This is a genomic window from Sphingomonas sp. CFBP 8765, from assembly GCF_014841445.1.
Classification (GTDB): domain Bacteria; phylum Pseudomonadota; class Alphaproteobacteria; order Sphingomonadales; family Sphingomonadaceae; genus Sphingomonas; species Sphingomonas aerolata.
On sequence record NZ_JACYTY010000004.1, the window covers coordinates 22,862 to 37,333 of the forward strand.

Below are 14,472 nucleotides of genomic sequence, written 5' to 3' on the forward strand. Positions count from 1 at the left end.
CGTGGGGGCGGGGCCTGCCGCGTAATCTCGTTGTGGAGAATCCCCAAGTCTCGCGTAGCGCCCTTGCCGCTCTCGCTCGACGCCAGCAACAGGACGGCACTCGCGACAAGTTCAAGCCGCCCCAGGCGCCGGAGTGGAACGCCTGTGATCAGCTCTTCGTCAGCTCCCGGCGTTGCGTCAAAATAGTACCGGATAAGACGTGTTTCAGTGCCTCCCGGACGAGACGACGTTCACGCGGATGCCGCGTTCTTTCAGCTCAGGACGGCATATCAAACGCCGCTCTGCCCGAAATTGAATAGGCGTCCGCCTGACGGTCGATAATGCCGAGTTTCCCGGCTTCTTCGAATACCGCTTTAAAATCGGGCGTGGAGAGGTGCGCGTTCAACGCCGCCTGATCTCGCCAGGCTTCAATCAGGCGGAACGTGCCGGCGGCACCTACTTCCTCCGTAATGTCGAGAAATACACAGCCGTCCCGGAGTCTGGCTGCGCTCCCCATGCGCGAAGCGATATCCCGGAACGCCTCCACGTCGCTGAGCTGGATGCGATATGTTGCATAGATCAGGATGGTCGGGGTGTCGGTCATATCCAAGCTCCATTGTGGCGACGGAAAAGATGATCGATCCCGTCGCGCACGTTTCCGGGATATGGACCGGCACTGGTACTGCGGGTAGAACCTACCTAAAGGTAAGTGTCAAAGAGGCTTGATGAACGTTCCCCGATCTGACGCTGCAAGTAACTGTGGCCTTGATGTCGCGCTGGCCATCATGGGCGGCAAGTGGAAGCCGCTGATCCTGTACCATCTCAGCTCGGGTCCGAGGCGGTTCGGCGATCTCAAGCGGGCGGTTGCCGGTATCAGCGAAAAGGTGCTGATCCAGCAATTGCGTGAACTCGCTTCGGCAGGCGTAGTGGTTCGTCACGATTATGGCGAAGTGCCGCCCAAGGTCGATTACACCGTCACGCCGTTTGGCATGACGCTGATCGAGGCTCTGCTGCCCCTGTGCGAGTGGGGCGTAAGGAACCGCACCCGCGCTTCGGCCATCATGACTTCGAGGGCGAGCTAGAGAGCCGTTAACTGCGCCTCGTTGCTAAGGCTTTCTCAATATTGTATCTTTTTTGAAGAGGCATCGCCGCGATGTCGGCTATTGCCGGCCGCCGTCCCGAAAGCCGCCGTTCCACTGTCCTCCCTCGGCGAACATCAGACTAACGTACAGAAAGGCGAGGCTGCTGATGGCCTGACATGTTTGCGGTCAGGCGCCCGGCGACGATCCTGGTAGCTGCCGTTTGAAATGCTATCTCCTCGCGCGTCCAAGAAGCGCTCGTGTCAAATCGTAGCTAAGGTTGCCGTGTGCAGCAGAGCGATGGCCAGGTTGCTCTTTACCACCGGATTGCGCCAGCCGACCGCGGGTATGGTCATCAGCTTGTAGGTTATCTGCATCGGAAACAAGACGCCGGCGATGGCGATCGACAGCGTCGTATTGCCCGAAGCCTGACCGATCAGCGCGACGGCGCTGGCCATTGCGATGGTCGCGTAAAGGCATGCAAGGATACGCCGCGCAGCACTGTCGACGCCGTAGCACACAGTCATCGCGGGCACGTCGCGCGCGATCAACGCTGGAATGACCGTCACAACGATAACATTCACGAGATGAGATAGGGTCAACAAGACCATGGCTTCATCCGATCAGAAGCTGGCGCATCGTCAATATAGAGATTCGATGCGTACCGGTCCAGCGCGGGCGCGGCTTATGCATCCGACAACAGACACGCCTGATCGGAATTGATCAACGAGGCGCTAAATCCGATCTATAAAATATCCTCGCGAATTAGCTAAGCTGCGAGTTCGTTGAGTATCTATAGGCCGATGCTTTTCAATCAACGATATCCCGGTTTAGCGTCCTTAGTCCGTAAGGTAGTCAGAAAAGTAGAAGGCCCACAAAGTAGCCAATTTTTGCTTTTACCGCCGTCAGACGAGCTCATTTAAACCGGACATTGCCGACGCAAGAAACGCGAGATAGATTCTAGCCATGTGGACATTGTTCCCTTGAAATATTGCGGCTCTGGGCATCCAGGCTTTCCGCTGCGGGCCTTCCGGGTGCGCTTCGGATTACCGGACCAGTCGGGAAGCTCTCCTGCCGTATGAGGCGGAACGGCGGCGGCTGACTCAAAGGATATAGATTGTTGGTGCGAACTTCCTAACTTAAGTCTACGAAAGCTACCATCAACGGCGTTCCGTTGGCTGAGAGACGCTGGAGTGCTCCCGCTTATCTGGGGGAGTGACCAATGTTTTGTTTCGAGCTAGAGCCTGCGATACCGCTTCTGACGGTCACCCAGAAAGGCGTTTGGACAGCCGCGACGGTGGCGACGTTTGAGCCGGCATTTCGGCAAGAGCTGAAACGGCTTCTGGTCTCGGGGCGGCCGACATCGCTGATTATCGAAATCAGAGCCACGGTGCCCAGGGATCTTCTTGTCACCAAGGCGCTGCGCGCAATGGTTGCGCGACTTGGACATCTCAACGCGGACAGAACCGCCGTCGTGTCGTCGTTGGGATTTGCAGATTTGCAAGCCGGACGCATTCCCGACCCAAATACACGGATTTTTACGTCGATCGTTCAGGCAAGGGATTGGGTGACGAACAAGCCCGGGGAAAGCCTCAGTATGACGTCAGGCAACGAGCCGAGCGATGCTAGCCCAGAAGGGTCCGTCGTCCATGTACGCGGCCCTGCAGACGTGGACTTTGTGCTTACCCCAGCCGCCGCGCTCGAAACGGCTAGGCGTATCAGCGATGCAGCCGTGGAAGTGCTTCTGGAAACCGCGAGCGCGACGGCTCAGCGCGTCATTCCGATGTAAGCAGTTCCAAAGCCCGGACGCCTGATTTGGTGCCAGCATTGGAGTGAGGCTGAGGATGGAGAGCCTCTGCAACGCATCATTGCTTGATCATGACACGCGCACTTGGCGCCACCGGTCGGAGGTTCGCCACGGTGAACCTCCGGCCGGGTTGTATGCGCTGGGATCAGAAATCCCCAATGTCACCTGCCGAGCGCTTTGGCGATCGCCGCGGTCGCGAGGGGGCGCATGGCGGCATAGCCCTGCGGGGTCGGGTGGACGCCGTCGGTTGCGTAGCCGGGCTTCATCGCCCCCGCCGGCGTCGAAAGTGCGGCGTGATAATCGACATAGGTGAAGCCATTGGCTTTGGCAAAGCCGCGCAGCCAGTCGTTGAGCGCGGCGATCTGCGGGACCGGGCGTTTGTCGGGGCTCCAGGGAAAGGCGGCGGCGGGGGGAACCGAGGCGAGGATCACCATGATCCCGTGCGCGCGCGCGAGTTCGGCCATGCTCCGGATATTGCCTTCGACAGTCTCGATCGTCGCGGCGCCGGTGTTGCCGGCGATGTCGTTGGTCCCGGCCATGATGTGGACTGCCCGCGGTTTGAGCGCGATGACATCGCTGCGGAACCGGACGAGCATCTGCGGGGTCGTCTGCCCGCTGATCCCGCGATCGACCACGCCGTTCGAGAACAATGCGGCGTCGGCATGGATCCAGTTGTCGGTGATCGAATCGCCCATGAACACGACGCGGACCGTCTTGCCGGCGAGTCCGCGATTATCCGCAGCGTAACGGCATAACTGGCCAAAGTCGCGGGTCAGCATATGCCGTTTCCACGCTGCCCAGCCGGCTGAATCGGCCGGTGCTGGATGTTGCGGGCAGGGGTCGGCGACGATACCCACCGGATCGCTGGCATAGGGCGTGTCTGCGTCACTCGTCTGCGCGGCGACGGTGATTGGCAACACAACAAGTATCATTGGCAAGAGCCAGTGTTTCATCGCCATGCGGTGGATCCTTTCCTGTGTCGTACGGCGCCCTCGGCAGGCGCAATTATATAATTACCGCAATTTATCATACAAACCTTGTTACCGCTATCGGATCAGGCAATACAGCGGCGCGACGCGACCGGAGCTTATCGGTTGCGAGGCTAGAGGGGACGGGACTGGTGGGGAAGAGGGTGGTCTTGACGAGCGCGATCGCGTTGCTCGCCCTGTCGGCGCATTCCCGTCCCGCCGCGTCGCACGCCAAGGTTTCTCCGGCTCGTGCGCCCTATGCGTGGCGCAACGTGCGGGTCGGTGGCGGCGGCTTCGCGCCCGGCATCATCTTCAGCACCGTCGAGCGTGGGCTCGCCTATCTGCGTACCGACATGGGCGGCGCCTATCGCTGGGACGCGGCCGAGCGTGCCTGGCTGCCGTTGCAGGATGGTAATGCCGTCAGCAGCTATATGGGGATCGAGAGCATCGCCGCGGATCCGGTCGATGCGGATATCGTGTATCTCGCGGCGGGCATGTCGGCGCGGGGCGAAGCGGCGATCTGGCGATCGGACGACCGTGGCGCGCGGTGGCGGATCACGCCGGTACCGTTCTCGATGGGCGGCAACGAGGATGGCCGCGGCCTTGGCGAACGGCTTGCGATCGACCCGCATCGCCCGGCGACGCTGATGTTCGGGTCACGCCATGACGGCCTGTCGCGAAGCGACGATTCGGGTGCGCATTGGCGAAAGGTCGACAGCTTTCCGGTTGGGGGGCTCGGCAAACCGGTACAGCCCCGCGCAACGCATGGCGGGCTGAGTTTCGTCCTGTTCGATCGCGCGCATCGCGGGCGGATCTTCGTCGGCCAGGCGGACCCCGGCGCGCATCTGTTCCGGTCCGATGACGGTGGTGCGTCGTGGCGCACCGTGTCCGGAGGGCCTGATGACAGCATGCGCGCGGTGAAGGCCGTGCTCGGCGCGGACGGCGTCCTGACGATGACGTTTTCCAACGCGATCGGGCCGAACGGGATCACGCGAGGCGGTGTCTGGCGATATGATCCCGCGACCAATGCGTGGACGGACGTGACCCCCGACAAGCGCCCGGATGCGCCGGCGGGAGGCTATATGGGCGTGGCGGTGTCGGCGCAGGATCCGCGCGTCATCGCCGTCAGTACCGTCAATCGCTATCGCCCCGTCGACACCGTCTGGCGATCGAGCGACGCGGGTGCGCATTGGGACCAGCTCTACCAGCGCAGCACGCGCGATGTGACGCAGACCCCGTTCCTTGCGTTCGATGGCCCGGCGGATTTCGGGCACTGGATCGCCGGGCTTGCGATCGATCCGTTCGACCCGGGCCACGCCGCCTATGTGACCGGCGCGACGCTGTACGAGACACGCGCTTTCGACCGACCCGGTGCCATGCCGTGGAAGCCCTGGACACGGAATATCGAGCAGACCGCGATCATCACGCTGATCAGCCCGACGGGGGGCGCACCGTTGATCTCGGGGTTCGGCGATATTGCGGGATTCCGTCACGACGATCTGACGGTTTCACCGCCCAACAGCCACCGTAACCCCTATCTGACCAACACCAACACGCTCGATTATGCGGGACTGGCGCCGGCGGTGGTCGTCCGCAGTGGCAGCAGCCATAGTCGCGAGGTCGCGGGCGCGAGCCTGGCCTGGTCGCAGGATGGGGCCCGGAGCTGGCGACCCCTCGTCACGCCCGGCAGGGGCGCGTCCGAACGGACCGGCGATGCGCCGATCATCGTCTCGGCAGACGGTGCGGCGTTTATCGTCGAGACCGAACATCCAGTCCTGACCCGCGATCGCGGGCAGACCTGGGTCCGGATCCAGGGTCTTCCGGCGGGGCATCGGCCGGTCGCCGACAAGGTCGACCCATCCCGCTTCTACGTCGTCGACACGCTGAACAACCGCGTGTTGCGCAGCACGGACGGCGGCGCGCATTTCACGCCCGTCGCTGCACAGGGCCTCCCCGCTGACCTTTCGAGCGCGCAGGGCCGCAACCGGGAGGCGCAGAGTCCGCTGCTAGCGACGCCGGGCACGGCGGGCCTGCTGTGGCTCAACCTTGGCGGCGACCTGTATCGCTCGGTCGATGGCGGCGTGCATTGGGCGCGGGTCGGGGCAGGGTTGCGCGTCGCGCAATTCGGTCTGGGCAAGGCGGCAGCCGGCGCCCGCTGGCCGGCACTTTACGCGATCGGCCAGCAGGCCGGACAGGATGCGGTGTGGCGATCGATTGATGGGGCGACGACGTGGCATCGGATCAACGACGACCGGCATCAATGGGGACTGCGCTTTCGCGTGATCAGCGGCGATCCGCGGATCTTTGGCCGCGTCTATATCGGCACCGACGGCCGCGGCGTCGTCTATGGCGATCCGGTCGCCCGGAACAAGAAGAGCTGAGGGGATGACGATGAAACGACAGGCTCTGCTGCTTGCTTGGACGATGTCCGCGCTGGTGACCGCCGCACATGCGCAACAGGCGACGCCGGTGCCGCACGTCGAGACGAAGGCCGGACGTCATGCTCTCATTGTCGACGGCGCGCCCTTCCTGATGCTCGGCGCGCAGGTCAATAACTCGAGCAACTACGCCTCCGCGCTGCCGAAGGTCTGGCCGATGCTCGAGCGGATCCATGCGAACACCGTCGAGATTCCCGTTGCCTGGCAACAGATCGAACCGATCGAGGGGCAGTTCGATTTCTCGTTCGTCCAGACGCTGCTCGATGAGGCGCGCACGCATGACAAGCGGGTCGTCCTGCTCTGGTTCGGAACGTGGAAGAATACCGCGCCGGGCTACACGCCCGACTGGGTCAAGCTCGACAATCGCCGCTTTCCCCGGATGAAGGACAAGACGGGGCAGGATCACTCCGTCCATACGCCGGTCGCCCGGTCGACGCTCGAGGCCGACAAGCGCGCCTTTGTACGCCTGATCGGCTATCTCAAGGCGCATGATCCGCAGAACACGGTCATCCTCGTCCAGCCCGAAAACGAGGTCGGCAGCTACCGCGTCCCGCGCGACTATAGCCCGGCGGCGAACGCGCTGTTCGCGAAGCCCGTGCCCGCGGCGCTGACGCGCAAGCTCGGCAAGCCTGCCGGAAGCTGGACCGCATTGTTTGGCGCGCAGGCCGACCGTGCGTTCAACACCTGGCACACGGCACGATATGTCGACGAGATCGCTGCGGCGGGCAAGACGGTCAAGTCGATCCCGATGTACGTCAACGCATCGCTGGCCGGACCTTCCAATGTGCCCGACCCGACCGGCGTCGCCAGTGGCGGGCCGCAGCAGGACGTGCTCGATATCTGGAAGGCCGCAGCGCCGTCGATCGATTTCGCCGCGCCAGACATCTATGACCGTGCGAGCGAGAACGTCGCGCAATATCTCGATAAATATGCGCGGCCCGACAATGCACTGATGGTTCCCGAAATCGGCAATGCCCGCGAATTCGCGCGCTATTTCTACGGGGCGCTGGGTCGTGGCGCGATCGGCTACGCGCCGTTCGGGATGGATGATACCGGCTACGTCAACTATCCGCTCGGCGCCCGGTCTCTGGACGAGGCGACGCTCGACGCGATCGCCAAGCCCTATGCCCTGTTCGCCGGCATGGCGCGTGAGTGGGCGAAGAACGCGTTCGAGCGTCCGACCTGGGGCGTTTTCAAACCCGACGACAATACGCCCCGGTCGACCGTGATGGGCGACTGGACGATCGCTGCGACCTGGGGCGAATGGCAGTTCGGTCAGAAGGACTGGACCTGGATCAAGACCGAGCCCGCGCCATGGGGCAACGAGCCCGTCGGCGGCGCGGCGATCGCGCACGTGTCCGCCAATGTCTTCCTGGTCGCGGGCGACCATGTCCGGCTCAACTTCGGCGCGCGACCGGGCGGCCCTGCAAACGGCCTCATCCTGCGCGTCGAGGAGGGGCATTTTCGGGACAGTGTCTGGGTGCGCGACCGGATCTGGAACGGCGACCAGACTGACTACGGGATCAACCTGATCGAGCCCGTGCTGCTCCGGGTCACGATGGGCGCATATCGCTGAAACATTATCGATCGACGCGCCGCTGGCGGCGTCGGCACTGTTGGAGAGTAAGATGACCAAGCCATTCCTGACCCTGTTGCTGGCGAGCAGCGCGATCGCCTCCGCGCACGCCGCTGCACCCGGCGAATACGAGAAGATCGACGGCGGCATTGCCGTGACCCCCGCAGGCGGCGCGACCGCGCGCGTAGAGGTCACGGTTCACGGCGACGGGATCATCCACGTCGTCGCCGCCCCGACGAGTTCGATCGGCGTGACCCGCACCACGAGCCTGATGGTGCCGAGCCCCCCAAAGGCGGGCGCGTATACGGTGACGGAGCGGGCAGGGCATGTCCTCATCAAGACGGCGCGGGATACGGCGGACGTCGACCTGGCGACCGGGCATGTCCGGTTCCTCGACGCCACCGGCAAGACGGTGCTCGACGAGGCCAATACACGCCGCTTCCTGCCGAAGACGGTCGACGGGCGGCAATATGTCACGGCGTCGCAGCAGTTCAATCGCGGTACCAGCGAAGCCTTTTACGGACTTGGCCAGCACCAGAACGCGCAGATGGATTATAACAGCGAGGACGTCGAACTCGCGCAGCATAACATGGACATCGCCGTGCCCTTCCTGGTTTCGACCGGCAAGTACGGCATCCTGTGGGACAATGACGGGATCACCCGGTTCGGCAATCCCAAGCCTTATGACCTGGTCGGCGCGGGAACCGACACGGGCCTGCGCGTGACGAGCAACGGCAAGCCGGGCTTCACCGCGAACTATTATCTCGACGGCAAGCTGGCGGTCACGCGCCAGGAAGCCACGATCAACTATCAGTATATCAAGGATCAGGCGAACTGGCCCGAGGCGGCCAAGGCGCGCACGGTGGCGGCTACCGGCGGCCAGAATACGGCAGGCAATGCAGCCCAGACGCAGCGGGTCGTATGGACCGGCCGCGTCACGCCCGACCAGACGGGCGACCATAAATTCCAGCTCTACGGCTCGAGCTATTTCAAGGTGTTCGTCGACGGGCGCGAGGTGCTCAACCGCTGGCGGCAGAACTGGAATCCCTGGTACGCCAATTTCGACCTGCCGATGACCAGGGGCAAGGCGGCGGAGATCCGCATCGAATGGGATCCGAACGCCGGATATATCGCGCTGCTCCACAATGACCCGCTGCCCCAGGCCGATCGCCACTCGGCTTGGTTCACCAGCGACGTCGCGCGGTCGGTCAATTACTGGTACGTGCCCGGCAGCGACATGGACGACGTGATTGCGGGCTATCGCAAGCTGACCGGCAAGGCCGTCATGATGCCCAAATGGGCCTATGGCTTCTGGCAGTCGCGCCAGCGCTACAACACGCAGGACGAGGTCGTCGACGTGGTCCGCAAGTATCGCGACCTCCGCATCCCGCTCGACAACATCGTCCAGGACTGGTTCTACTGGCCCGAAAACGCCTGGGGCAGCCATCAGTTCGACAAGACGCGCTTTCCGGAGCCGCAGAAGATGGTCGACCAGCTCCACGATCTTAACGCGAACTTCATGATCTCCGTCTGGCCGAAATTCTACCCGACCACCGACAATTACAAGGAGCTGGCGGCTAAGGGTTTCGTCTATGACGGCAATCTGAAGATGGCGAACAAGGACTGGGTCGGGCCCGGCTATGCCAATACCGACTATGATCCCTATGCGCCCGAGGCACGGACGATCTTCTGGCGGCAGATGCGCGACAGCCTGGCAAAGTTCGGCATCGACGCCTGGTGGCTCGATGCGTCGGAGCCGGACATCCATTCGAACCTGTCGATCCCCGAGCGGATCGCCGCGATGGGGCCGACCGCGCGCGGGCCGGCGGAGGAATTCTTCAACAGCTTCTCGCTGGTCCATGCCGGGGCGGTCTATGACGGCTGGCGCCAGTACAAGCCCGATGTCCGGCCGTTCATCCTGACCCGTTCGGGCTTTGGCGGACTGCAGCGCGAGGGGGCCGCGATCTGGTCGGGCGATGTCGCCAGCCGCTGGTATGACCTGCGCGCGCAGGTGTCCGCGGGCGTCAATGCGTCGATGTCGGGCATACCCAACTGGACGCACGATATCGGCGGCTTCGCGCTCGAGGATCGCTATGCGAGCAAGACGCCCAAGCCTGCCGATCTCGACGAATGGCGCGAGCTCAACCTGCGCTGGTTCCAGTTCGGCGCGTTCAGCCCGTTGTTCCGCAGCCATGGCGAGAGCCCGTACCGCGAGATCTACGAGATCGCGCCCGAAGGCACGCCGATGCGCGCGTCGATGCTATGGTATGATCAGCTGCGCTATCGTCTGATGCCCTATATCTACACGCTCGCCGCGGAGACGTGGTTCAAGGACGGCAGCATCATGCGGGGCATGGTGATGGATTATCCCGACGACGTGAAGGCGCGCCGGATCAACGACCAGTATATGTTCGGCCATGCGTTTCTGGTCGCGCCGGTCACCGACTACAAGGCTCGGTCGCGGTCGGTCTATCTGCCGGGCGCGGCGACGCTTTGGTATGATTTCCAGTCCGGCCAGACGTATCGCGGCGGCCAGACGATTGACGCGCCCGCGCTCTACACACGCATGCCGCTGTTCGTGAAGGCGGGGGCGATCGTACCGATGGGGCCTGTCCGCCAGCATGTCGATGACCTGCCCGACGCACCCGTGACGGTGACCGTCTATACCGGCGCCAGCGGACAGTTCAGCCTGTACGAGGATGACGGTCGCAGCGAGCAATATCGCGGCGGTGCGTTTGCGCGCATTCCGATGCGGTATGACGATGCAGCGGGCACGCTGTCGCTCGGTGCGCGCGAGGGCAAGGGCTTCAAGGGCATGGCGACATCCCGCACGATCAACGTGCGCTGGATCACGCCCGGCAAGCCGGTGACCGACGCCGATACCGCCGATGCGACGGTGACCTATGCGGGCAAGGCGATCACGGTGCAGCGCCCGCGTTGATGGCCGCGCGAGGGGGCACGGACGCGAAATCCCTTCGGGCCTGAACAGTCGCGGCGGACATCTGGACGCCGCAACGAATGCCGGGCTAGATCGGGCGAAACGAGACCAGGAGGGACGGCATGCGCCGGCCGTCCAGAGACGGCATGTAGAGAGAGAAATGTGATGATGACGCGCGGTACCCGATCGCTCCTGAACGTCTTGCTGCGCAGCGCGGTGCTAGTCGGTGTAATCGGGGTTTCGCCCGCGCTGGCGCAAACGACGAACAACGCGCCCGCGGCGGCGGCGGCGAAGACCGATGCGCCGGTCGCGCGGCCGTGGATGGATACGAGTCTCGATCCGTCCGTCCGCGCCGATCTCATCCTCAAGGAGATGACGCTCGACGAGAAGCTGCAGCTGACCTTCGGCTATTTTTCGACCGATGCCGCCTGGCTCAAGACGCCGACCAAGAACTGGGAATTTCCGAAGGACGGCTTGCCGGGATCCGCGGGGATCGTTCCGGGCATCGCGCGGCTGGGTATCCCGAGCCAGTGGCAGACCGATGCGGGGGTCGGTGTCGCCAGCCAGCGCAGCGCCACCCCGCGGCTGCGGACGTCGTTGCCATCGGGGATATTGACCGCGGCGACGTGGAACCCGACGCTCGCCGAAGCCGGTGGCGCGATGATCGGCAACGAGGCGTTCCTGTCAGGCTTCAACGTGCAGCTGGCCGGCGGCATGAACCTGCTGCGCGAACCCCGTAACGGCCGCAATTTCGAATATGGCGGCGAGGACCCGCTCCTCGCGGGCGTCATGACCGGGCATGCGATCAAGGGAATCCAGTCCGAGCATGTCGTCTCGACGATGAAACATTACGCGTTCAACGGGCAGGAAACCAACCGCTTCACGATCGATCACCGCATCGGCGAACAGGCGGCGCGCCAGTCGGATCTGCTGGCGTTCCAGATCGCCAACGAGATCGGTCAGCCGGGTTCGGTGATGTGCTCGTACAACCGCGTCAACGGTCACTATGCGTGCGAGAACGACTGGCTGCTGAACACGGTCCTGAAGAGGGACTGGGGCTTCAAGGGCTATGTGATGTCGGACTGGGGAGCTGCCCATTCGACGACGGAAGCCGCCAATGCCGGGCTCGACCAGCAATCGGGCTGGGCGTTCGATCGGTCGCCATATTTCTCCGAAGCGCTGCGCGAAGCGGTCAATAACGGCCATGTCAGCACGACGCGCGCGGACGACATGGCCCGACGCGTGCTGTGGGGGATGTTCTCGGTGGGCGCATTCGACGCGCCGGTCCGCGGCGATCGTGCGGCGACGATCGACTATACCGCGCACGCGGCGGTCACGCGCAGCGATGCCGAGGAGGGCATCGTCCTGCTGAAGAACGACGCCAATCTGCTGCCCCTGGCGAAAACGGCGAAGTCGATCCTGCTCATCGGTGCGCATGCCGATGTCGGCGTGTTGTCGGGCGGCGGATCGTCGCAGGTCTATTCTCACAACGCGCCGACCAGCGGCCTGATCGTGCCGGACGAGTTCAACAAGGGCTTTCCCGGCCCCAAGACCTATCACGCATCGTCGCCCATGACTGCGCTGCAGGCCAGAACCGGTGCTCGCGTCACCTATCTCGACGGCAAGGATCCGCGCGCGGCTGCGGCTGCGGCGCGCAAGGCCGATATCGTGATCGTCTTTGGCGAACAGTGGACGGGCGAGTCGATCGACGTCCCCGACCTGGCGTTGCACGATGCGCAGAATGCGCTGATCGACGCGGTCGCCCGCGCCAACCGCAAGACCGTCGTGGTGCTCGAGACGGGCGGGCCGGTCGTGATGCCGTGGCTGTCGAAGGTCAACGCGGTGATCGAGGCCTGGTATCCGGGCACGGCGGGCGGCGAAGCGATTGCCCGTATCCTGACCGGCGAGGTCAATCCGTCGGGTCGGCTTCCCGCGACCTTCCCCGCGTCGCTGTCGCAGCTGCCCCGCCCGGTGCTGGAAGGCGACCCTAAGCTCGACCGTGACGCGCATCCGATGGGCAATTACGACATCGAAGGCGCCGCCATCGGCTATAAGTGGTTCGACAAGACTGGCCGCAAGCCGTTGTTCCCGTTCGGCTACGGCCTGTCCTATACCCGGTTCGCGCTCGACGGTCTGAAGGCCGAAGCAAAGGGGAAGGGCATCGCCGCGACGTTCGCAGTCCGCAATACCGGGTCTGTCGCAGGCAAGACTGTCGCCCAGGTCTATGTTGCGGCGCCAGGCTGGGAAGCGCCCAAACGGCTCGGCGCGTTCAAGAAGGTCGATCTGGCACCGGGGGCGAGCCAGTCGGTAGCGACGATGATCGACCCGCGCCTGCTCGCGACCTTCGACACGGCGACCGCGACGTGGAAGATCGCGGAGGGCGACTATCAGGTCATGCTGGCCGACTCGGCGGCGAGCATCGCGCAGACGGTCACCGTGCATCTGCCGGCGCAGACGCTCGACAGCCGGGGGAAATAGCCGACGGCGCGGGGGCTGTCGCGCGGCGGCGGACGCCGATCAGGACCGCGACCAGTCCCAGCGCTGACGCCCCGGCACCCGCAAGCGCGACGACCGGATAGCCGAGGCCTGCCGCAATGACGCCGCCGCCAACCGCCGCGCCGATCGCGTTGCCCAGATTGAACGCACCGATGTTCATCGCCGAGGCGAGGTTCGGCGCGTCGGCGGCGGCGTGCATGACGCGGACCTGAAGCGGGGGGACGAGCGCGAAGCTGGCGACGCCCCACAGGAAGATGAGGATCGCGGTCGGGACCTTGAATGGCATCAGCACGGCGAAGGCGACCAGGATCGCGGTGAGCAGCGCGAGCGTCACGATCAGTGTCCGGTCGACCGAGCGATCGGCGAACCGCCCGCCGAGCCAGTTGCCGACCGTCAGGCCGACGCCGTAGGTCACCAGCATCGCGGTGACATAGCCGAGCGACGCCTGCGTCACCTCGCGCAGGATCGGCGTGATATAGGTGAAGACGGTGAACATCGCGCTGGCGCCAACGACCGTCAGGCCGAGCGCACCCAGCACCGGCCCGCGCGTGAGGACGCTCAGTTCAGCCCTCGGGTCCGTACCGATCGGCGCGGGCAAGGCGGGAAGCGTCAGCCGAAGCGCCGCCATCGTCGCGAAGCCCAGCACCGAAATACCCCAGAACGATGTGCGCCAGCCGAGGTGATCGCCTGCCCATGTCGCGAGCGGGACGCCGACGACGTTGGCGATGGTCAGCCCCATGAACATCGCCGCGACCGCGCCGGCCCGGCGTTCGGGCGGCACAAGGCTGGCGGCGACGATCGCCCCGACCCCGAAGAACGCGCCGTGGTTGAACGACGTCAGGATCCGCGCGGCCATCAGCATGCCGTAGCCCGTGGACACGGCGGCCAGCAGGTTGCCGATCGTGAAGATGCCCGCCAGCATGATCAGCAGCGTCCGCCGCGGCACGCGCCCGGTTGTCAGCGTCATCAGCGGCGCGCCGATGACCACGCCCATCGCATAGGCGCTGATCAGCAGGCCCGCGGTCGGGATCGAGACGCCGAGATCGCCGGCGATGACGGGGAGCAGCCCCATGGGGGCGAATTCGGTCACGCCGATGCCGAACGCGCCGACGGACAGGGCCAGAAGCCCGGGGTTCAATTTCATCGCTGTATTCCTGATGACTTGGGCGGTTCGGACCGTCGACGGACTTA

General features: G+C 64.3%; 10 protein-coding genes. 6 read left to right on the top strand and 4 right to left on the bottom strand.

Annotated elements, in window-relative coordinates; translation table 11 throughout:
• Nucleotides 1–256 precede the first annotated feature (256 nt).
• Nucleotides 257–583 carry a putative quinol monooxygenase gene (locus IFT87_RS11525; RefSeq protein ID WP_192008560.1) on the bottom strand — a complete coding sequence of 109 codons (327 nt, stop codon included), beginning with the start codon at nucleotides 581–583 and terminating at the stop codon, nucleotides 257–259.
• Between the two features lie 121 nt (nucleotides 584–704).
• Here IFT87_RS11525 and IFT87_RS11530 point away from each other — a divergent pair, with 121 nt between their 5' ends.
• Nucleotides 705–1,061, top strand: a complete 357-nt coding sequence (locus tag IFT87_RS11530) for a winged helix-turn-helix transcriptional regulator (RefSeq protein WP_192008561.1) — start codon at nucleotides 705–707, stop codon at nucleotides 1,059–1,061.
• Between the two features lie 260 nt (nucleotides 1,062–1,321).
• Here the strand turns inward: IFT87_RS11530 and IFT87_RS11535 are convergent, their stop codons facing one another.
• Nucleotides 1,322–1,669 (bottom strand): hypothetical protein, encoded by a 348-nt coding sequence (locus IFT87_RS11535; protein WP_128082071.1) that lies wholly within the window; start codon nucleotides 1,667–1,669, stop codon nucleotides 1,322–1,324.
• Between the two features lie 611 nt (nucleotides 1,670–2,280).
• Here IFT87_RS11535 and IFT87_RS11540 point away from each other — a divergent pair.
• The gene (locus tag IFT87_RS11540; RefSeq protein ID WP_192008562.1) at nucleotides 2,281–2,847 is read left to right on the top strand and encodes a hypothetical protein; all 567 of its coding nucleotides are present in this window, start codon (nucleotides 2,281–2,283) and stop codon (nucleotides 2,845–2,847) included.
• Between the two features lie 179 nt (nucleotides 2,848–3,026).
• On the opposite strand, the gene IFT87_RS11545 is transcribed toward IFT87_RS11540, so the two are convergent.
• Nucleotides 3,027–3,797 (bottom strand): SGNH/GDSL hydrolase family protein, encoded by a 771-nt coding sequence (locus tag IFT87_RS11545; protein ID WP_249403344.1) that lies wholly within the window; start codon nucleotides 3,795–3,797, stop codon nucleotides 3,027–3,029.
• A 206-nt stretch (nucleotides 3,798–4,003) separates the two neighbouring features.
• On the opposite strand from IFT87_RS11545, the gene IFT87_RS11550 reads away from it, so the two are divergent.
• The 4 genes from IFT87_RS11550 to IFT87_RS11565 all read left to right on the top strand — a co-directional run bounded on the left by IFT87_RS11550 (nucleotide 4,004) and on the right by IFT87_RS11565 (nucleotide 13,263).
• A complete protein-coding gene (locus IFT87_RS11550; RefSeq protein ID WP_192008565.1) occupies nucleotides 4,004–6,214 on the top strand; it encodes a hypothetical protein in 2,211 nt (736 codons plus the stop codon).
• Between the two features lie 10 nt (nucleotides 6,215–6,224).
• Complete coding sequence (locus IFT87_RS11555; RefSeq protein WP_192008566.1) at nucleotides 6,225–7,847, top strand: DUF5597 domain-containing protein; 1,623 nt, start codon at nucleotides 6,225–6,227, stop codon at nucleotides 7,845–7,847.
• Between the two features lie 52 nt (nucleotides 7,848–7,899).
• The gene (locus IFT87_RS11560) at nucleotides 7,900–10,788 is read left to right on the top strand and encodes a glycoside hydrolase family 31 protein (RefSeq protein ID WP_192008567.1); all 2,889 of its coding nucleotides are present in this window, start codon (nucleotides 7,900–7,902) and stop codon (nucleotides 10,786–10,788) included.
• 165 nt (nucleotides 10,789–10,953) lie between these two features.
• A complete protein-coding gene (locus IFT87_RS11565; RefSeq protein ID WP_197975256.1) occupies nucleotides 10,954–13,263 on the top strand; it encodes a glycoside hydrolase family 3 C-terminal domain-containing protein in 2,310 nt (769 codons plus the stop codon).
• Here IFT87_RS11565 and IFT87_RS11570 read toward each other — a convergent pair.
• The gene (locus tag IFT87_RS11570; protein WP_192008570.1) at nucleotides 13,217–14,425 is read right to left on the bottom strand and encodes an MFS transporter; all 1,209 of its coding nucleotides are present in this window, start codon (nucleotides 14,423–14,425) and stop codon (nucleotides 13,217–13,219) included. The genes IFT87_RS11565 and IFT87_RS11570 overlap by 47 nt on opposite strands.
• Nucleotides 14,426–14,472 lie beyond the last annotated feature (47 nt).